Source organism: Acinetobacter sp. ANC 4218 (assembly GCF_002135245.1).
GTDB lineage: Bacteria > Pseudomonadota > Gammaproteobacteria > Pseudomonadales > Moraxellaceae > Acinetobacter.
In genome coordinates this window covers 177,912-197,360 of sequence record NZ_NEGD01000006.1, presented here as the reverse complement: position 1 = coordinate 197,360, position 19,449 = coordinate 177,912, and the positions used below count along the sequence as shown (strand labels likewise).

Sequence of the window (19,449 nt, the reverse complement as noted above, 5' to 3'; positions counted from 1 at the left end):
TTCATGTCCGAGATGTTCGGTAAGTTCGGCATTGAGAGCCGTTTCAACAGTGAGTTTAGTCAACAATCGGGTGAATTGGTTGAGATCGTCTTCTGTTTTGATTCCTTTAGCAAATTCTGCTGCAAGGTCTTTTAGTTTTTGTTCGTTCATCATGTTGCCTGACTCCGTTGTGAATATGAACATAGCAAATTCAGGCAATTACACAATTTAATTTACAGTCTCGATAAAAATACTTTATTAGCATTTAAACAGCAACTATCTCAACTAGCTGAAGATTTAGATAAACCATTAGTATTCGTTATTGATGAGCTTGATCGTTGTCGTCCTGATTTTTCAATTCGTTTAATTGAACGTATTAAACACTTCTTTGATATTCCTAAAATAGTTTTAATTTTGGTAATGAATAAACCACAGCTCTTGCAGTCTGTTAAAAGCTATTATGGGTATGATTCGAAGTTGAATGGAGATTATTTTGAAAAATTCATTGATTTTACAGTACATCTTTCTTCAGGAAAGTGTGAAAAAAATTATGAAAATATTATCAAAGAACAACTCTTTCGAATAGGAGAGTTGACTAATAAAGATGAAGTGAACGAGTTCTATTTTTGGGTTTTAGCTTTACAATTAGAGAAAAAATTAAATCCGCGTGAGTTAGTTAAAAAGCTAAATCAATATGCTTTATTAAGGACAAGTGAAAATAACAAGAATTTAATTCTTATTAGCCTAATGATGACACCGTTATCGGTAAAACATGATTATATTAGGTATTTTGAAACAATTATTAAAATTTTATCTAATAATCTGTATTTAAATAAGAGAGATTTTATGAAAAAACATAATCTTAATTTAAGTTTTAATACTAAGTTTGATGCAATTACTGATACTACATGGGTGCGAGATATATTGAAATGGGATTATAAAATTGAAGATTTTTTTATGGGTAGCTTTATTCATGAGCATCATAATATTGAGCGAATTAGAGATGATGCTAGTTGGAAAGAAAGCAAGTACATAGAGTATTTGTCTGCATTTTCAATAAGCTCTCTGAGTAAAACTAGTGATTTTATTGAATCTTGGATGAATTATATAAAAACTGGACTGTAATTTTATGAATTAGATATAAAATTTACCAAGCTAGCCACATCATCCGTCTGCAACTGCTCACGCATCTTTAAAAACTGCTTTTCATCTAGCTCATAAAGCTTAAGTGAAAGCAGTTTTTCTATATCAGCTTCGGGGAAACGGTATTTAATAATTTTTGCAGGCACACCACCGACCACGGCATAAGGTGGTACGTCTTTGGTGACGACAGCGCCAGTCGCAACTACAGCACCTTCGCCCATCTTCACGCCTTGCATAATCATGGCACGTGAGCCAATCCAGCAGCCATCACCAATCACGGTGTTACCCGCAGGCACAAAACTACGGGTATCAAACGGAAAAGCTGAAATCCAATCCGTACGGTGTAATTGGTTGCCGCCCATCATAATCACGCATTCTGCGCCAAAACAGACGAAATTACCGATATAGAGCTGATCGATAGGCTTCTCTGGTGTAGCGGGCTTGTCATGCAGATACCTCACCACACAACGCTCAAATCCCTGATCCCAATAGGCTGAGTAATAGCTGTAATTGCCCTTGATGTGAATGTTTGGATTCTTCACCGTTTTCGAGATGAATTCGAACTCGCACCAGTGATTCACAGGGGAATTAATCAACTTTTCAGACATGAGTGGGCTATAACAACAAGGAATGCGCCATTATACCGAATTGCTGTCAAGCTGAATCAATAATCTTAATTCAGCGAGTGAAGCAAATCCTAAAGCATGTGCTGATATGATCTATGCACTTTTAGGAATACGGGCAATGACTTTAATCTCAAAATCAAAACCTGCCAGCCAAGTCACGCCCACAGCTGTCCAGTTGGGATAAGGTTTTTGTGTAAATACCTGATTTTTAACTTTCATGATGCTTTCAAATTGCCGTTCAGGATCGGTATGAAAGGTGGTGACATCAACAATATTGTCAAAGGTACAACCAGCAGCTGCCAATGTCGCAGCTAAGTTTTCAAAAGCCCGTTGCACTTGCTTTTTGAAATCAGGTTCGGGGCTGCCATCTTCTAGACTGCCTACTTGTCCTGATACAAATAATAAATTGTCTGATTGTATGGCGGCAGAGTAACCATGTTGTTCATAGAGTGCATGGCGGTCTTTTGGAAATATTGCAGTTCTAGTCATGTTTATTCTCATTCAATATCTAGTTTAAATGTTAGGTTTTAAAAGCAGCCTCGCTTTTCACATACACCTCGTATGTAAACATAATTGACATACGATCCGTATGTCAATTAAAATTTTACGATGATTATGTGGTGAAACTAATGTCTGTTCGTGAACAAAAAATGGCGGAAACCCGCAAAAAACTCATAGAAGTCGCACGCCGTGCCTTTGCTGAATATGGTTATGCAGACACCTCAATGGATAAACTCACGGCAGAAGCAGGGCTGACCCGTGGTGCGCTGTACCATCATTTTGGCGATAAACGGGGCCTATTTGCTGCTGTGGTCGATCAAATTGATTCGGAAATGGCGGAATATGCCGGGCAACATCTGGGACAACCTAAAGATCTTTGGGAAGGGTTGATGCTAGAAGGGCGGACCTACATTGAAAATGCTCTAAATCCTGAGTTTCAGCGTATTGTGCTGCGTGATGGACCTGCGGTATTGGGTGATCCTGCACATTGGCCAAGTCAAAATAAATGCCTGCAGTCCACGCGTGAGTGCGTAGAGCAGTTGTTGGCAGCAGACCGGATTAAAGTAGTCGATCCTGAAGCAGCGGCCGTATTTTTAAATGGTGCTGCCATGAATGCGGCACTGTGGGTCGCCTCAAGTGAGCATCCTGAGAAGGTCCTGCATGAGGCTTTACATGCATTTCAGTTATTTGCATCGGGACTTTTAAAATAAGCTGGAACTCAGCTTTCTGTAGCAGAAGACTGAATATAAAGAACCCCTCATCAGAGGGGTTCTTACAGTCTAAAATATCTATTTAAAACTTAGATATATTCAACTTTTACAATTTCGTATTCAACTTCGCCTTGCGGAGTAACGATTTTCACTTCGTCGCCTTCGTTTTTACCCAACAGGCCACGTGCGATCGGAGAGTTTACTGAGATCTTGTTGATCTTAAAGTCCGCTTCGTCATCGCCAACAATTTTGTAAGTCTTCTGTTCTTCTGTGTCGATATTTTCAATTGTTACCGTTACACCAAAAACCACACGGCCATTTTGCTCAAGTGTTTTTACATCAATGACTTGGCACGCACCGAGTTTACCTTCGATGTCCTGAATACGACCTTCACAAAAGCCTTGCTGTTCACGCGCTGCGTGGTACTCTGCATTTTCTTTCAAGTCCCCATGTTCACGTGCTTCAGCAATCGCTGCAGTAATACGTGGACGGTCAATACTTTTTAGTTGGTGTAATTCTTTCTCTAGGGCAATTTTGCCTTCAGGAGTCATAGGATAACGTTGCATTGTTGTCCCTCTAAGTTAAATTAAAAAAAATACAGCTGGTTTATAAATAAAAAAAGCCCGCCACCGAGAGGTAGCGGGACTTCTCGGTAACTTAATTAACCTTTGGTAAGGTCTTGCAAGCGGTAAACATCCATCGGCAATTTAATTGCTAAAGCTTGACATACAGCGTCTGCGCCATTCAAAGTTGTTGTGTGATACACCTTACCTTGAAGAGCAGAGCGGCGGATCGAGAATGAATCCTGCTGAGCTTGTTTGCCTTCAGTTGTATTGATAATGAGGTGAATCTCGCCATTTTTCAAGCGGTCAACAATATTTGGACGGCCTTCAGTTACTTTATTCACACGTTCACATTCAATACCTGCTGCTTTAATCACGTCATAGGTGCCGCCAGTCGCAAGAATTTTGAAGCCGAAACCAGCTAGCTGCTTCGCAATACCAACAGCACGAGGCTTGTCAGAATCACGTACAGAGATGAATGCATGCTTCACTTCACCTTCGGTTGGAAGGCCAGGTAAGCGTTCATTCGCGCCTAGTACAGCTTTGTAGAATGCTTCGCCGAATGTTTTACCTACACCCATCACTTCGCCAGTCGATTTCATCTCAGGGCCAAGGATTGGGTCAACACCCGGGAATTTGTTGAATGGGAACACCGCTTCTTTTACAGAGAAGTGTTTAGGAATAATCTCTGAAGTGAATCCTTGAGATTCTAGAGATTGACCCGCCATACAACGTGCAGCAACTTTAGCTAAAGATTCACCGATACACTTAGAAACGAACGGTACAGTACGAGACGCACGTGGGTTCACTTCAAGAATGTAAACATCAGTGCCTTTAACCGCAAACTGAACGTTCATCAAACCAATTACGCCAAGCTCTTTCGCCATGGCAATCGTTTGACGGCGCATTTCGTCCTGTACTTCTTGAGATAAAGAGTAAGGAGGAATCGAACATGCAGAGTCACCTGAGTGAATACCTGCTTGTTCAATGTGCTGCATGATACCGCCGATCACAACGTCTTTACCGTCAGATACGCAGTCCACGTCAACTTCGATGGCATCATCCAAGAAGTGGTCAAGAAGAACAGGCGCTTCGTTCGATGCCTGAACTGCATCACGTAGGTAGCGTTTCAATTCGTCATCGTTGTAAACGATTTCCATCGCACGACCACCAAGAACGTAAGAAGGACGCACCACCAGTGGGTAGCCAACTTTCGCCGCTTCAGCCATACCTTCTTCAGCAGATTTTACGATGCTGTTGTTCGGCTGACGAAGTTGCAGACGTTGAATCATTTGCTGGAAACGTTCACGGTCTTCTGCACGGTCAATCGCATCAGGTGATGTACCAATAATTGGCGCACCAGCTTCTTCCAAAGCACGAGCCAATTTCAACGGTGTTTGACCACCGTATTGTACGATAATGCCTTTAGGCTTCTCGACACGCACGATTTCAAGTACATCTTCAAGGGTAATCGGTTCGAAGTACAAACGATCAGAAGTGTCGTAATCTGTAGAAACCGTTTCAGGGTTACAGTTCACCATGATGGTTTCATAACCGTCTTCACGCATGGCAAGGGCAGCGTGTACACAGCAGTAATCGAACTCGATACCTTGACCAATACGGTTAGGACCGCCACCGATGACCATGATTTTGTCTTTAGTCGATGGATTCGCTTCACATTCTTCATCGTAAGTTGAGTACATGTACGCTGTATCAGATTCGAATTCAGCGGCACAGGTATCTACACGTTTGTAAACTGGAGTCACACCCAGGTTCCAACGGTGTTTACGGAATTGTTTTTGTGAAATGCCCATCAAGCCAGCAATACGAAGATCTGACAAACCTTTACGTTTAAATGCACGGATATTGTCGGCATTTAAGTCACCAAAACCTAAAGTTTTGATTTGGTTTTCAGTTTTGATGATGTCTTCGATCTGGATCAAGAACCAGCGGTCAATATTTGTTGCAGCAAATACTTCGTCTAGGGTGAAACCATGACGGAATGCATCGCCTACGTACCAGATACGCTCAGGACCTGGAACTTTAAGTTCTTGCAGGATCTTTTCTTTCGCGCCTTCAGTACCCACTTCGATTTTTTCATCAAAGCCGCAAGCACCCACTTCAAGACCACGAAGCGCTTTTTGCATAGACTCTTGGAAGTTACGACCAATCGCCATCACTTCACCTACAGATTTCATCTGCGTGGTTAAAGTTGCGTCCGCTTGTGGGAATTTCTCAAAGTTGAAACGAGGAATCTTGGTAACAACGTAGTCAATTGCAGGTTCGAATGATGCAGGTGTTGTACCACCAGTGATGTCGTTTTTCAACTCATCAAGGGTGTAACCCACAGCCAGTTTCGCAGCAATTTTCGCAATCGGGAAACCAGTTGCTTTAGATGCCAATGCAGATGAACGAGAAACACGTGGGTTCATCTCGATGACAACCATACGACCGTCTTTCGGGTTAATACCGAACTGAACGTTCGAACCACCAGTTTCAACACCAATTTCACGAAGTACAGCTAAAGAAGCGTTACGCAGTAACTGGAATTCTTTGTCTGTAAGCGTTTGAGCAGGAGCAACAGTAATTGAGTCACCTGTGTGCACGCCCATTGGGTCAAAGTTTTCAATGGTACATACGATGATACAGTTGTCGTTTTTGTCACGAACAACTTCCATTTCGTACTCTTTCCAGCCAATGAGTGATTCATCAATCAATAACTGTTTAGTTGGAGAAAGATCGAAACCTCGTTCACAGATTTCAATGAATTCTTCACGGTTATACGCGATACCGCCGCCTGAACCACCCATGGTGAATGAAGGACGGATAATGACCGGGAAGCCGAAGCGGGCTTGAATTTCAAGTGCGTGTTCCATTGACTCAGCAACGTCAGCTTTTGGACATTCAAGACCAATTTTACGCATTGCCTGGTCGAAGAGTTTACGGTCTTCAGCTTTTTCGATCGCTTCTTTGGTCGCACCGATCAATTCAACATTGTATTTTTCTAAAATGCCGTGCTCGTCCAGGGCAAGGGCACAGTTCAATGCAGTTTGACCGCCCATGGTTGGAAGAACTGCATCTGGGCGTTCTTTCTCAATGATTGCAGCTACAGTTTGCCAGGTAATTGGCTCGATGTAAGTTGCATCTGCCATAGCAGGGTCAGTCATGATGGTCGCTGGGTTAGAGTTGACCAAAATAACACGGTAGCCTTCTTCACGAAGTGCTTTACACGCTTGAGCACCTGAGTAGTCAAACTCACATGCTTGACCGATCACAATCGGACCTGCACCGATAATTAAGATGCTTTTAATGTCTGTACGTTTAGCCATGATGCTTCCTTAATTACTTCTTAGATGCTTCGATAAGTTCGATGAAATGATCGAACAATGGTGCGCAGTCATGTGGACCAGGGCTTGCTTCAGGGTGACCCTGGAAGCTGAACGCAGGTTTATCTGTGCGATGCATACCTTGCAAGGTTTGGTCGAACAGTGATTTGTGCGTTGCTTTCAAGTTAGCCGGTAGCGTATCTGTATCTACTGCGAAGCCGTGGTTTTGAGAAGTAATCATCACTGTACCATCTTCAAGATTTTGTACAGGATGGTTGGCACCGTGGTGACCGTGAGGCATTTTCACAGTTTTTGCACCTGAGGCAAGTGCAAGAATCTGGTGACCTAAACAAATACCAAATACTGGAATTTCAGTCGTTTCTACAATTGTTTTTACAGCTTCAATTGCGTAGTCACATGCTGCTGGATCGCCGGGACCATTTGACAGGAACACGCCATCCGGATTCAAAGCAAGGACTTTTTCTGCAGGAGTTTCAGCAGGTACAACAGTCAATTTACAACCGCGGTCCGCGAGCATACGTAAGATGTTGGTTTTGACACCGTAATCGTATGCAACAACATGGAATTTAAGTTCAGGTTGAGAGAACCCTTTGCCTAGAGTCCAAGAGCCTTCTGTCCATTCAAAACCTTCAGGGTCGCAGCATTCTTTAGCAAGGTCTAAACCATTTAAACCGCCAAAAGCACGGGCTTTAGCTAAAGCGTCTTCCTCTGTAGCGTTTTCGCCAGCAAGGATACAACCGTTTTGTGCACCTTTAGATCGCAGAATACGCGTTAGTTTACGAGTATCAATGTCTGCGATAGCCACAACGTTGTGTTGTTTAAGATAATCACCAAGTGATTGCTCAGCACGGAAGTTGCTATGCAATAAAGGAAGGTCACGAATGATCAATCCGTTGGCCCAAACTTTATGAATTCGACCTGACTCAGCGTCTTCATCATTACAACCTGTATTACCAATATGAGGATAAGTCAGGGTGACAAGTTGTTGTGCATAACTAGGGTCAGTCAAAATTTCTTGATAGCCAGTCATGGCAGTGTTGAAAACGACTTCACCAGTCGTACTACCCGATGCGCCAATTGAAGTACCTTTAAAAATAGTACCATCGGCAAGGGCTAAAATTGCTGGGGTGCTCAAACCAAAGCTCCTGAAATTTAGGCTGTAAAAAAGCGAGTAGACGAAAAAAAAGGAAGGCTATTATAAAACCTATCCTCCTTGTCTGCTCGCTTGAACTTAACACGGCATTATACGCAGAAATAGCCTTTAAGTCCAACGGCTTTACAGCAAAAGTATGAGATAAATCCCTTGCTTTTTGGCTTAAAGTCTGTTTCTGCATCTATGTATGTAAAATGTAAGCAAATTAGAATTGTCTAACAAATCAAAACTTAAATTTTATCAAAACGGAATACGCTAGAGCTCTCATGTAATAACTATAGGAAAAAAGATCATGACCTTAGAACACAAGCCAACAAAAGCAAAAACTACCTTAAAGGAAGTGGTTGCAGAAGGTGCGGACAAGTTGGAACAGGCATCTAAAGAAGCACAGCAAAAAGTGACAGAAGCGGTGACAGAATCTACTGAGAATGTAAAAGCAGAGGCAAAGGAGGTACAGGCAAATGTTCAAGAGCAGATTCAAAGTTTAAAACAAGACCTTTTTCAGCGTATTGAAACCATTAAAAAGCAACTCAATTTTTCACAGAAAGATTTGGCAGAATTGAAAGAGTTCGTAAAAGCTGAATTTAATGCGGTGATTGAAGACTTATCGAAACTTGGCAAAGAGTTAAAAGACGATGTCAACCAAATTTCAGTGAAACATAAAGATCATCTGGCTGAAACTTTAAAACGTTCTAAAGAACATACTTTAGATGTGTGGAAAAAGGTGTCAGTGAAGTCGGATGAGGAACCTACTTTAAAAAGCTGACATATAAGTAGACATGTCTGCTTATACTGGCGAGGAAGGACCCTATGCTAGTTTTCTTTAGGTACACATTGAAGACATAAAAAAGTGAGGTACTTTGCCTCACTTTTTTACTGTTTGAATATTGCTGCTATGCTCTAGAACTGATGTAGCCAATCACGCTTGTTATGAAAGTCCGCATTTGGACTGCTGTGTTGCATGGCATAATATTGTTCGCCTTGCGAGGTTTTGAGTACAGCGCTTAAGCCCAGAAACAAATCCGACCATTGCAATTTGTGCTTTAACATAAACTCGGTTAAATCAAGGCTCACATTTAAACCATAATGTGTGCGTTTAAGCTGGTTCAGTTCGATGTCATCGGCGGCTTGAGGCGGCATATCTTCCGGATAGCGATATTCCTCAAACTGATATACCTGCCACGCCTGAGAAGGCGACAGATTGATTTCGCGATAGAAATCCTCACCCTGTACACCAATAAAAATTTCAAAACAGGTGTGTTCCCATAGGAAATCTTGACGAGGGTAGTCTTGAACCAGTTCAGGCCATTGTATGAACTGGTTGGGGTCGCGTAACCAGTAGCCAACATTTAAGCTATATGGGCTTTGTTGTTCAATCGCAGCAACCAGGGAGATCGATTGAAAGCGACGATCAAAAGCGCTAAGTTCGTAACTTGCCATGAAATCTACTTAGTTAGACAAATGAGCGTGACGAACCAAGTTGGATAATTTGGCATTCTGTTTTGCCGCTTTTTTATAAATCAGCGCAATTTTACCAATTTTTTGAACAATTTCAGCACCAGTCTGAGCTGAAAGATCTTCGATTAAAGATGCGCGTTCTTCACGATCTTCCGCTACGATTTTCACTTTAATCAATTCGTGATCGTTTAAAGCGCGGTTTAATTCTTCGACTACAGCTTCAGTCAAACCTTTATCGCCCAGCATAACCACCGGGTTTAATGCATGTCCGATTTGACGTAAACGTTTACGTTCCTGAATAGATAAAGCCGCCATAAAGATAACCTAATTTTAAAAACGGCTTAGTATAACAAATGCCAAGTTTAAACGCTTTATATTCTGTTGAAATAATCGATTTCAATTATTGAAAAAAACCTTTCAAAGATTGGATTTAGATACAGATGTATACTGCAAGGCCTATGTTTTTCACGTACAATCACCTATTAGAAGTTTTTTATTATTTAGAGAGTTATGGCGACACGCATTACCAACCAGAAGTTGTCAAAAAGTAGTCGAGAGTGGATGCGCGAGCATTTGGATGATCCTTTTGTAAAGAGAGCACAAAAGGAAGGTTATCGTGCGCGTGCTGCTTATAAGCTTCTTGAAATTCAAGAAAAATACAAAATTATTAAACCGGGCATGACTGTGGTTGACTTGGGTGCGGCACCCGGCAGTTGGTCACAAATTGCAGGTAAATTAGTCGGTGACAAAGGCTTGTTGATTGCCTCCGACATTTTACCTATGGATGCCTTGCCGGATGTGACCTTCCTGCAAGGTGACTTCCGTGAGGAAGAAGTTTTTGAAAAATTGTTAAATATTTTAAACGGACGGACTGTAGACGTTGTAATTTCGGATATGGCCCCCAATACATCAGGTAATAAGGCTGTAGATCAACCGCGTCAAATTTACTTGTGTGAACTGGCTTTAGATTTTGCCAACAAGGTTTTAGGACCGAAAGGCCAATTTATCGTCAAGGTTTTCCAGGGCACTGGATTTGACGAATTCCGTAAACAAGTTGTAGATAGTTTTGATGTATTGAAGACGGCAAAACCTGCCGCTTCACGTGCCCGTTCTAAAGAAGTATTTTTAATCGGGCAAGGTCGTAAGAAGGCCTCTACATAAAGTTTACTTGCCAAGACGTTAAAAATTGTGCATTTTGTACATTTTTAAAATATTGCAAAGCTGATCTTCAGCTTAAATTAGGGTCACCCATTTTTGGGCATGATCAAATTAGATTGATATGGGAATAAAGCTTTGAGCGATCTCTTCAAGAATGCCGTATTGTGGCTGGTTATACTGGGTGTGCTGATTCTGATTTTCAGTAACATCAGTGACCGCAATCAACCGACTGCAATGAATTATTCAGAGTTTGTTTCAGCGGTGAATGCTGGTCAAATTAAGCAAGTCACCATTGATGGCGAAAGAATTCGTGGTGAAAAAACAAACGGTTCAGAGTTTGAAAGCATTCGTCCCGCGGTTCAAGACCCGGAACTGATGCCAAATCTCATTAAACATAATGTTGTTGTAGAAGGGACTGCACCGCAACGTCAAGGTTTGTTGATGCAACTTCTTATCGCTAGCTTCCCTGTACTTTTGATCATTTTGTTATTCATGTTCTTTATGCGCAACATGGGTGGTGGTGCAGGTGGCAAAAGCGGTCCGATGAGCTTTGGTAAATCGAAAGCCAAAATGCTGTCTGAAGACCAGATTAAAGTCACCTTTAGCGATGTTGCTGGTTGTGATGAAGCTAAACAAGAAGTTGTTGAAATTGTAGATTTCTTGAAAGATCCATCTAAATTTAAACGTCTGGGCGCAAGTATTCCTAAAGGCGTATTGATGGTTGGTCCTCCAGGTACCGGTAAAACCTTGCTTGCCAAAGCGATTGCTGGTGAAGCAAAAGTTCCATTCTTCAGTATTTCGGGTTCTGACTTTGTTGAAATGTTCGTGGGTGTCGGTGCATCACGTGTACGTGACATGTTTGAACAGGCGAAACGCCATGCACCATGTATCATCTTCATTGACGAGATTGATGCGGTCGGTCGTCACCGTGGTTCAGGTACTGGCGGTGGTCACGATGAACGTGAACAGACACTCAACCAGATGCTGGTAGAAATGGATGGTTTTGAAGGTAATGAAGGCATTATCGTCATCGCTGCAACCAACCGTGCCGATGTACTGGATAAAGCACTCCTTCGTCCTGGCCGTTTTGACCGTCAGGTGATGGTAGGTCTTCCAGACATTAAAGGCCGTGAACAGATTCTGAATGTACATTTGAAAAAATTGCCTTCACACACGGGTGTGGATGTCAGAGTGCTAGCTCGTGGTACACCAGGTTTCTCTGGTGCACAATTGGCGAACCTTGTAAACGAAGCAGCGTTATTTGCTGCCCGTCGTAACAAGAACACAGTCGACATGCATGACTTTGAAGATGCTAAAGACAAGATCTATATGGGGCCTGAACGTAAATCGATGGTGATTCGTGAAGAAGAACGTCGTGCTACTGCTTACCATGAAGCGGGTCATGCGATTGTGGCGGAAATCTTGCCGGGTACTGATCCTGTACATAAAGTCACCATTATGCCACGAGGCTGGGCATTGGGTGTGACTTGGCAATTGCCGGAACAAGATGCAATTAGTCATTATAAAGACAAAATGCTGAATGAGATTTCCATTTTATTTGGTGGCCGTATTGCTGAAGAAGTCTTCATTAACCAAATGTCGACCGGTGCTTCAAATGACTTTGAACGTGCAACCAAAATGGCACGTGCAATGGTGACTAAATACGGTATGTCTGACCGAATGGGTGTGATGGTTTATGAAGATGAAAACCAAAACGGCTTCTTTGGAAATGTTGGTAGTCGGACTATTTCTGAAGCAACCCAGCAACAAGTGGATGCTGAAGTTCGCCGCATTCTGGATGAACAATATAAAGTTGCTCGTGAGGTTCTGGAAAACCACAAAGATATCGCGCATGCCATGGTGAAAGCTTTGATGGAATGGGAGACGATTGATCGTGACCAAATCCGTGACATCATGGAAGGTCGTGAACCACAACCACCTAAAGTATATGTTGCTGAAAATCCGGTGATTGATGTAACACCAACAGACGGTCCTGCAACTCCTCCACCATTACCAGCAAGCTAAGTTGGATGGTTAGAAAAAAGAGTCTCAAATGAGGCTCTTTTTTTTTATGGATAAGGTAGTTGTGTCTGAAAAGATTTCAGACTGTAAAATTGTAGAGTTGTTAGAATAGCCGGATTGCTTGAAGGAGAAATATAATGCAATTGATGCCATTACCTAATCGAATGCTGCAATGTGGTCAAATGAAGTTGGACTTGTCTCAGCCCCACGTGATGGGGATACTGAATGTCACTCCAGACTCTTTTAGTGATGGCGGAAAGCATAATATCAAAGACCAAGCCATAGCGTATGCCTTGCAGATGATAGAGGATGGTGCAAGCATAATTGATGTTGGGGGGGAATCAACCCGTCCCGGTGCTTCTGTGGTGGAGGTGGATGATGAAATACGCCGTGTAGTGCCTGTAGTTGAAGAATTGGCTAAGCATGATGTCATTATTTCAATTGATACTTCACAACCCGAAGTGATTAAAGCAGCAGTGCAAGCAGGGGCGCATATCTGGAATGATGTGCGTGCATTAACCCGTCCTCATGCCTTGCTAACTGCTGCTGAGCTGAATATTCCTGTAATTATTATGCATATGCGTGGCGAACCTACCACCATGAATAATTTAGACCAGTATGATGATGTAACCACTGATGTGATTAAAGAGCTACAGCAGAGAGTAGATGATGCGATAGAGGCTGGGGTAAAACCTGAAAATATTGTGATTGATCCGGGCTTTGGTTTTGCTAAAAATGCACAGCAAAATTTGAAGCTGTTAAATGAATTTTATAAATTGAATGATATGGGTTATCCAATTTTATCGGCACTTTCCCGGAAGCGCTTTATTGGTGAAGCTCTGGGTGGGGCGGATGCTCAAAATCGTGCGATGGGTTCTGTTGCTGCTCATTTATTTAGTATTCAACAGGGGGCCTGCATGGTACGAGCACATGACGTCAAAGCAATGAGTGATGGCATTAAAGTATGGCAGGCGATGAATAATCTGGGTGTATAACCTAGGTATATAAAAAAGCTCGATAAGGTATCGAGCTTTTTTAGTTTAAGGTGTAATTGTTGACTGATATTTAATTACTTCAAAGACATGTCAATAAAAATGGGGGAAATCACCTTTTTTATTGTAGCGTTTGGTAATTTTGTTGCTTTGTGTTATACAGGCTCGCGTTAATGCATGTCTTTTTTGAGTGTTGTATGTTTGAAGATTTACTTCTCCCGATGTTTGATGATGAATATTATCCCGATATTCTTGTGGCTGAAGTCAAGCAGACTATAAAACAGTTTGCAAAGAAGGTGGCTAAGCCTGATCTATCTGAAGCTGAAATTTATCATTTTGCTGCTGAAACAGTGGCTTTGATCAATAAGATGAAACCGCAGTTTGAAGATTTGGATTCTTCCTTGGATGATACGGCAGCCGATTATATTGCTGAAGCTATGATGATGGTGGTGCAAGATAACGGTTATATGGATATTGAAATGGAAGAACTGGTATCGAATAGAGAGTGGTAAGTCACTCTCTATTTGTTAGTTTTGTATATTTAAAGTTTGGCCGGACTAGGCAAAAGATCGCTTAGATGGCAACTGGCCTGAAGATGAATTTCGGCTATCTCATCTACGATTAAATGAAATCTCTCGTTTTCACTATAGGCTCTTGCTCTGAGATTAAGCCAGAAGTACGGATCTTGTCGTAGTAAGCTTTTAATCCGCTTTTCATCTTCGCTATGATTAAAATGCAGGGGATAGGGATACTTTGCTAAGGTACAGTGATTTAAAATAAGTTGTCCCTGATCTTCGTGAATGGTGCCAGAAAATAAATCATAAATCTTGGGGACTTGCGGTTTTTCCATCGCTTCTACTGCATGAGTCAGGTTTGTGCTCATCCATATCAACAGGCTGGCATACAGCAGGAAATACGTTTTAAATCGCTTCATTTTTATTCTTTCTTTTTTATTAGTTTACTATTGTTGAATTATTTAGGCATAAAAAAACCAGCTTATTGCTGGGTCTTTTATTGCACCATTTTAAAAGTATTAAAATGGTGCCCGAGGCCAGACTCGAACTGGCACGCTTTGTGGGCGGGGGATTTTAAATCCCCTGTGTCTACCGATTTCACCACTCGGGCATGTGCGCCATAATAGTGGAGGAAATAAAACTTGGCAAGTATCTTTCCGTGTATTTGCTTTCTTTTCAATCAATTCATGTGCTTATCGCTATAAAATAGGGCTTTGACTAAACTTTTCCCCTTAAAATGGTTATGTCATCTACATCAAGCTATCCAGATAGGTTTCGACATCTATATGCTTGTGTGTTTTGCACAGTTCATTTTCATAACGAATCAGCTGTATATGCAAATCGATAAATTGTTTTTCTTGTTGTTGTAGCCTATGAAGGGCAGGTGAGTTTTTTCTCATGAATAGGCTTTTTAACTGAATCTTTAACACCTGCTTATAGGCCCAAAAACAAATGCGGCGGGTTTCTTGCAGATAAAAATATTGCTCGTTTTGTGTACCTTCACGGAACATATTTTCTTTATAAAAACGAACAAAACCAAAACTCAAGGCAAAGAAAAAAAGAATAATTTGCAAAACTGTACTTTCAATATAAGCGATATTGATGGCTTGTAGCACAATGAGTACCGCAAGTTTAACCGGAGTATGGCGAAGTTGCTGATATAAAGAAGTAGAGCTATGTTTGATCTGTTTGATGACCACGGGCGTATAAAGCATAAACAACAACATAATGGCTAACACAGCAATGCCTTGGGCACGAAAAGCATTGAATTGCGGAAATTGGCTAGCAATGAAATGACCCAAACTCATTGAAAGCGAGATAAAAATCATTGCGGCGAGAACCCAGGGAATTAGCTCCTTCAGTTCATCTAAAATTCCTTTAGTTTTGATCATGCTATAAAACAAATAATTTCTTTTAAATGCTGCTGGGTACTGTTCCCGCAATTGATTTAAAAAAATTGCCGTTTGTTTATTACTGATCATAAGAATTAAAGAAACATAAAAATTAGAGCTAATATAAAGGATTTGAAAGCATTTAACAGAGAAAAATCAGAAAATTACAGATTCCTTATTTCAAGGCTAAGCTCTATTTATTTCACATGCAGGCATGAGTTTTTAGCATATTCATAATAGCTGAGATGTATTGTGCCAATTTACTGAATCTTAGGGTCACGTTTTAAACCGCTAAATGATGAATCGAGTCGGGAGCTTAATTTTATTCCTGTATTCAGTGAGGAATTATGCGAAAATAGCCCTTTCTTATTTTTGTCCAAGGACAGTTTATGACTGATCAATCTCCTGAATCTTTAAGCGATATCGAAATTTTAGACATTTTACAGTCCATGAAAAGCGATGTGCTAAATACTGAAGCGAATGAGATGATCCGGAATGGGGGTAAAGCTGGTCGTCAAGAGGCACATAAAAATGCCCTGGTTGCTTTAAATGCCAGTTTTGAAAGCAAGTTTGTTGAAGCTGTCACTTTGGCCCTGCATTTAAATGAAGCACAAAGTAAAAAAATTCGTTATAAAAAAGACCGTATTCGTATTTTAAAAGCGCATGGCATTGATTACTTAGCTATTGATGGTGCCGAAACAGCACAGGTTTTATCACAAATTGCACAGGCCATTACCCGTGAAGATGCGACTGTGACTCACGACTTGCATAATATTTTCCCATTCTGGAAAGAAGGTTGGCCAATGGTGCAGTTCGACAATGCTTACAAGATTCTGGAAGATGACATTACTATTCACTATCAGGCGGTACTGGATGAGCTGATCAGCAAGTACTAAGTATTTCGTTAAAAAAGCATCCATGAGGTGCTTTTTAATCCCGGTAAATAAGAGAGAGCAGCCAGCTGATCGGAAGAATAAACACTCTCCACCAGCTCAGGAGTGGCCAGTAAAAATACTGACCCCAAGTCAAGGTAGAGTCAAAGCCGCGCCGTCTGCGTTCATGCGGATAGGGAATTAAAATAACACTTAGTAGCAGTAAACCCATTCCTATCAGTAACAAAACTGAATTTTGTTGCCGAGCAAAAAAGAAATAGAGCAGATAAATTCCCGAATAAAAACTGAGACAGGCCAGCAACGCAGATAAATTCATCAGCGTACCTTTTTATTATTATAAGTTTAAAAAAGAAGAACCAGATTATTCTGATTCTTCAGGATGATTATTTTCTGCTTCCTTTAGAAGTCGTGTGACCAGGAGTTGATCAATTTTAAAATGGTCAACATCCACCACTTCAAATTTATAGTTACCATAGATCACGGTATCGGCAGGGCGTGGAATTTTGCGTAGACGGTACATCATGAAACCGGCAAGCGTTTCATAATTTTCTTCATCCGGCATTTCATCAATTTCAAGGGCATGTTTCAGGTCCTCAATAGGCGTGCTGCCATCAATCAGCCAGGAATTGTTGTCACGTTTGATAATTTGCTGATCTGCTTCAATTGGCGTGACCCAGTCACCCATGACGGTAATCATAATATCAGACAAGGTAATCACGCCAACTACCAAGGCATATTCGTTAATTACCACAGCAAACTTTTCTTTGGTGGAACGGAAACGGTCCAGTAATTCAGATAAAGTCAAAGTATCTGGAATGGTCAATACATTACGAATGGTACTTTCATTGAGTTGCAGTAAAGACTGGTTATTCAGAATACGTACCAAAATGTCCTTAGCATCGACATAGCCAATGACATCATCAATGTTTTCACTACACACTAAAAACTTGGAATACGGATATTCAGCCAGTTTTTGCCGGATACTGGCTTCAGATTCTTTCAAGGTGAAATAGATGACATTTTCACGAGTTGTCATACTCGAAGGAACATTACGTTCTTCAAGCTCAAACACGTTTTCAATAAAGTGATGTTCCTGTTTCTGTAATACGCCTGCCTGCGCACCTGCATCCATGACAGCAGAAATATCATCAAAGGTGATGTTGTCTTCACGGGTGGTATTGACCTTGAACAGGCGAAATAACAGATTGGCAATGGCATTGATGAACCAGGCCAGTGGACGACATACGCTAATAAAAATTTGAATCGGGTTGATCACAGACACAGCAATTTTTTCCGGTGCAATCATGGCCAGACGTTTTGGCATCAAGTCTGCAAACAGAATGAATAATGACGTGACTAAAGTAAAAGACAAGGCAAAACCGATCGTTTCAGCCCACGCACCCGTATAGAAACGTGAAACTAGCTCGAGAAAATAAGGACGGAAAGCACCTTCACCTAAAATACCGCCAAGAATAGCAACAGCATTTAAACCGATTTGTGAAGCTGCAAAAAAGTCTGCTGAATTTTCCTGTAAATCCAACACTTGCTGAGCACGTTCATCCCCTGATTCAGCCAGTATTTTTAGTTTAACTTTACGTGCACCCGCCAGGGCAATTTCGGTGAGCGATAAGAATCCCGCACCCGCAATGAGGATGATGATGATGACGATATTTTGAAAGAGGCTCACAAATCCACCTGTGGATCATCATTATTATGAATATTTTTAACATAAAAGAAGGTCAGGTAGTAATGAAATAACTACCTGACTAAATACAGTATAAGCTTAAAAAAGAAGAATTTAAGAAAAATTGCGCTTAATAATGTGAAAATTGCGAATTATTCATTAAAAATTCACGATTTTCTTCTTCGATCATTTGGCGTGCAACATACAGAATGAGCTGGCGTAGCCAGCGATGTGCCGGGTGATGATGCAATAACGGACACCATGCCATCTTCAATTCAAACTCGGGAATATAGAAGGGTGGGTCTTTCATTAGCAGGTTCTGGTTTTTAGCCTGTAAACGTGCAATGCGTGTTGGCAAAGTCGCAACGAGGTCAACATTGGCAGCCAATAACCCGGGCATTTGATAGTGACGGGTAAAGACCGAAATTTTACGCTTTTGACCAATACGTTCCAGAGCCTGATCAATCCAGCCTAGACCCGCCTGTTTTTCCGGGTTCACGCCAAAGCCAACACCCATACCTGTTTTAGAGACCCAGATATGCTGTGCATCTAAATAACTTTTAAGGTTTAAATTTCCTGCGGCAGGATGCTTACTATTGAGCAAACAGGAAAAACTGTCTCGCCAGACCAGGACCTGGTGGAAACTTTGCGGAATTTCATTGAAACGGTTAATCGCCAGATCGACTTTACCTTGTTCCATGTCACGGTAGGACACGTCACTGGGGGTTAAAAAGTCCAGTACCACATTGGGTGCTTCGGAGCGTAAGGCTTTAACCAAACGTGGTACTAAAGTCGCTTCCGCATAGTCCGAGGTCATAATGCGGAAAACACGATTCGATGTATAAGGACGGAACTCGGTACGCGGTTCCAGAATCATTGAAAGATCAGACAAGGCATCACGGATACGCGGCTGTAATTCCAAAGCACGTTCTGTGGGGGTCATTCCTTCAGAAGAACGAATTAACAGCGGATCATTAAATAAATTGCGTAAACGACGCAAAATGTTACTCATGGCAGGTTGGGTTACACCCAATTGTTCTGCAGCACGCGTGACATTTTTTTCGCGAAGCAGTACATCAAGATATATTAATAGATTGAGATCGACCCGCTCCAGATTCATACAAGAAATACCGAAAATAAGCTCATGAAATTATTTCGATTATGCCATAAGCGACAAGGCTTGTGTAGGAATATTGATGAAAAAAGAGACGCGATAATCGTGGAATTTTATATAGATAAAATGAATTAATGAATGAATTAACGAGGGTAAACGCCATGCTTATTGAAGTAAAGTTAAATGAATCAGAGAGAAAA

General features: G+C 41.3%; 20 protein-coding genes, 1 tRNA gene and 1 pseudogene. 8 read left to right on the top strand and 14 right to left on the bottom strand.

The features are described 5' to 3' along the window. Positions 1-150: pseudogene (locus B9T38_RS07930) on the bottom strand (IS256 family transposase); the annotation flags it as partial. Between the two features lie 60 nt (positions 151-210). On the opposite strand from B9T38_RS07930, the gene B9T38_RS07925 reads away from it, so the two are divergent. Next, the gene (locus B9T38_RS07925; protein ID WP_086196282.1) at positions 211-1,104 is read left to right on the top strand and encodes a P-loop NTPase fold protein; all 894 of its coding nucleotides are present in this window, start codon (positions 211-213) and stop codon (positions 1,102-1,104) included. A gap of 2 nt (positions 1,105-1,106) precedes the next feature. Here B9T38_RS07925 and B9T38_RS07920 read toward each other — a convergent pair whose 3' ends face one another. Together B9T38_RS07920 and B9T38_RS07915 are read right to left on the bottom strand one after the other, a co-directional pair. Continuing rightward, on the bottom strand, positions 1,107-1,730 hold the full coding sequence (locus B9T38_RS07920) for a CatB-related O-acetyltransferase (protein WP_086196281.1): 624 nt from the start codon (positions 1,728-1,730) through the stop codon (positions 1,107-1,109). Positions 1,731-1,841: 111 nt separating this feature from the next. Further along, positions 1,842-2,237, bottom strand: coding sequence for a RidA family protein (locus tag B9T38_RS07915; RefSeq protein ID WP_086196280.1), 396 nt, complete (start codon positions 2,235-2,237; stop codon positions 1,842-1,844). A gap of 140 nt (positions 2,238-2,377) precedes the next feature. Between B9T38_RS07915 and B9T38_RS07910 the strand changes: the two genes are divergently transcribed. Then, positions 2,378-2,959, top strand: a complete 582-nt coding sequence (locus tag B9T38_RS07910; protein ID WP_086196279.1) for a TetR/AcrR family transcriptional regulator — start codon at positions 2,378-2,380, stop codon at positions 2,957-2,959. A gap of 89 nt (positions 2,960-3,048) precedes the next feature. Here the strand turns inward: B9T38_RS07910 and greA are convergent, their stop codons facing one another. From greA to carA, 3 genes are all read right to left on the bottom strand, one after another. Further along, positions 3,049-3,525 (bottom strand): transcription elongation factor GreA, encoded by a 477-nt coding sequence (greA, locus tag B9T38_RS07905; RefSeq protein ID WP_086196278.1) that lies wholly within the window; start codon positions 3,523-3,525, stop codon positions 3,049-3,051. A gap of 95 nt (positions 3,526-3,620) precedes the next feature. After that, positions 3,621-6,851 carry a carbamoyl-phosphate synthase large subunit gene (carB, locus tag B9T38_RS07900; protein ID WP_086196277.1) on the bottom strand — a complete coding sequence of 1,077 codons (3,231 nt, stop codon included), beginning with the start codon at positions 6,849-6,851 and terminating at the stop codon, positions 3,621-3,623. Positions 6,852-6,864: 13 nt separating this feature from the next. Next, positions 6,865-8,004 (bottom strand): glutamine-hydrolyzing carbamoyl-phosphate synthase small subunit, encoded by a 1,140-nt coding sequence (carA, locus tag B9T38_RS07895; protein WP_086196276.1) that lies wholly within the window; start codon positions 8,002-8,004, stop codon positions 6,865-6,867. A gap of 310 nt (positions 8,005-8,314) precedes the next feature. Between carA and B9T38_RS07890 the strand changes: the two genes are divergently transcribed. After that, on the top strand, positions 8,315-8,788 hold the full coding sequence (locus B9T38_RS07890) for a hypothetical protein (RefSeq protein WP_086196275.1): 474 nt from the start codon (positions 8,315-8,317) through the stop codon (positions 8,786-8,788). Positions 8,789-8,922: 134 nt separating this feature from the next. Here B9T38_RS07890 and B9T38_RS07885 read toward each other — a convergent pair whose 3' ends face one another. Together B9T38_RS07885 and yhbY are read right to left on the bottom strand one after the other, a co-directional pair. Then, entirely contained in the window at positions 8,923-9,462 is a 540-nt protein-coding gene (locus tag B9T38_RS07885; protein ID WP_086196274.1) for a DOMON-like domain-containing protein, read from the bottom strand. A 9-nt stretch (positions 9,463-9,471) separates the two neighbouring features. Continuing rightward, entirely contained in the window at positions 9,472-9,795 is a 324-nt protein-coding gene (yhbY, locus tag B9T38_RS07880) for a ribosome assembly RNA-binding protein YhbY (protein ID WP_086196273.1), read from the bottom strand. 195 nt (positions 9,796-9,990) lie between these two features. Here yhbY and rlmE point away from each other — a divergent pair, with 195 nt between their 5' ends. The 4 genes from rlmE to B9T38_RS07860 all read left to right on the top strand — a co-directional run bounded on the left by rlmE (position 9,991) and on the right by B9T38_RS07860 (position 14,164). Beyond that, complete coding sequence (rlmE, locus tag B9T38_RS07875) at positions 9,991-10,641, top strand: 23S rRNA (uridine(2552)-2'-O)-methyltransferase RlmE (protein ID WP_086196272.1); 651 nt, start codon at positions 9,991-9,993, stop codon at positions 10,639-10,641. Positions 10,642-10,773: 132 nt separating this feature from the next. Beyond that, a complete protein-coding gene (ftsH, locus tag B9T38_RS07870) occupies positions 10,774-12,663 on the top strand; it encodes an ATP-dependent zinc metalloprotease FtsH (protein WP_086196271.1) in 1,890 nt (629 codons plus the stop codon). Positions 12,664-12,797: 134 nt separating this feature from the next. Further along, positions 12,798-13,655 (top strand): dihydropteroate synthase, encoded by an 858-nt coding sequence (gene folP / locus B9T38_RS07865; protein ID WP_086196270.1) that lies wholly within the window; start codon positions 12,798-12,800, stop codon positions 13,653-13,655. A gap of 194 nt (positions 13,656-13,849) precedes the next feature. Then, entirely contained in the window at positions 13,850-14,164 is a 315-nt protein-coding gene (locus B9T38_RS07860) for a DUF5713 family protein (protein WP_086196269.1), read from the top strand. Between the two features lie 29 nt (positions 14,165-14,193). On the opposite strand, the gene B9T38_RS07855 is transcribed toward B9T38_RS07860, so the two are convergent. The 3 genes from B9T38_RS07855 to B9T38_RS07845 all read right to left on the bottom strand — a co-directional run bounded on the left by B9T38_RS07855 (position 14,194) and on the right by B9T38_RS07845 (position 15,648). Beyond that, positions 14,194-14,586, bottom strand: coding sequence for a hypothetical protein (locus tag B9T38_RS07855; RefSeq protein ID WP_086196268.1), 393 nt, complete (start codon positions 14,584-14,586; stop codon positions 14,194-14,196). Between the two features lie 105 nt (positions 14,587-14,691). Next, positions 14,692-14,777: transfer RNA gene (locus B9T38_RS07850), tRNA-Leu, on the bottom strand. Between the two features lie 139 nt (positions 14,778-14,916). Next, positions 14,917-15,648, bottom strand: a complete 732-nt coding sequence (locus B9T38_RS07845) for a hypothetical protein (RefSeq protein ID WP_086196267.1) — start codon at positions 15,646-15,648, stop codon at positions 14,917-14,919. A 299-nt stretch (positions 15,649-15,947) separates the two neighbouring features. Between B9T38_RS07845 and B9T38_RS07840 the strand changes: the two genes are divergently transcribed. Further along, a complete protein-coding gene (locus B9T38_RS07840) occupies positions 15,948-16,454 on the top strand; it encodes a hypothetical protein (RefSeq protein WP_086196266.1) in 507 nt (168 codons plus the stop codon). Positions 16,455-16,488: 34 nt separating this feature from the next. Here B9T38_RS07840 and B9T38_RS07835 read toward each other — a convergent pair whose 3' ends face one another. From B9T38_RS07835 to B9T38_RS07825, 3 genes are all read right to left on the bottom strand, one after another. Next, complete coding sequence (locus tag B9T38_RS07835; RefSeq protein WP_086196265.1) at positions 16,489-16,767, bottom strand: hypothetical protein; 279 nt, start codon at positions 16,765-16,767, stop codon at positions 16,489-16,491. A gap of 45 nt (positions 16,768-16,812) precedes the next feature. After that, on the bottom strand, positions 16,813-18,138 hold the full coding sequence (gene paeA / locus B9T38_RS07830) for a polyamine export protein PaeA (protein WP_086196264.1): 1,326 nt from the start codon (positions 18,136-18,138) through the stop codon (positions 16,813-16,815). 127 nt (positions 18,139-18,265) lie between these two features. Next, entirely contained in the window at positions 18,266-19,255 is a 990-nt protein-coding gene (locus B9T38_RS07825) for a LysR family transcriptional regulator (RefSeq protein WP_086196263.1), read from the bottom strand. Between the last annotated feature and the right edge of the window lie 194 nt (positions 19,256-19,449).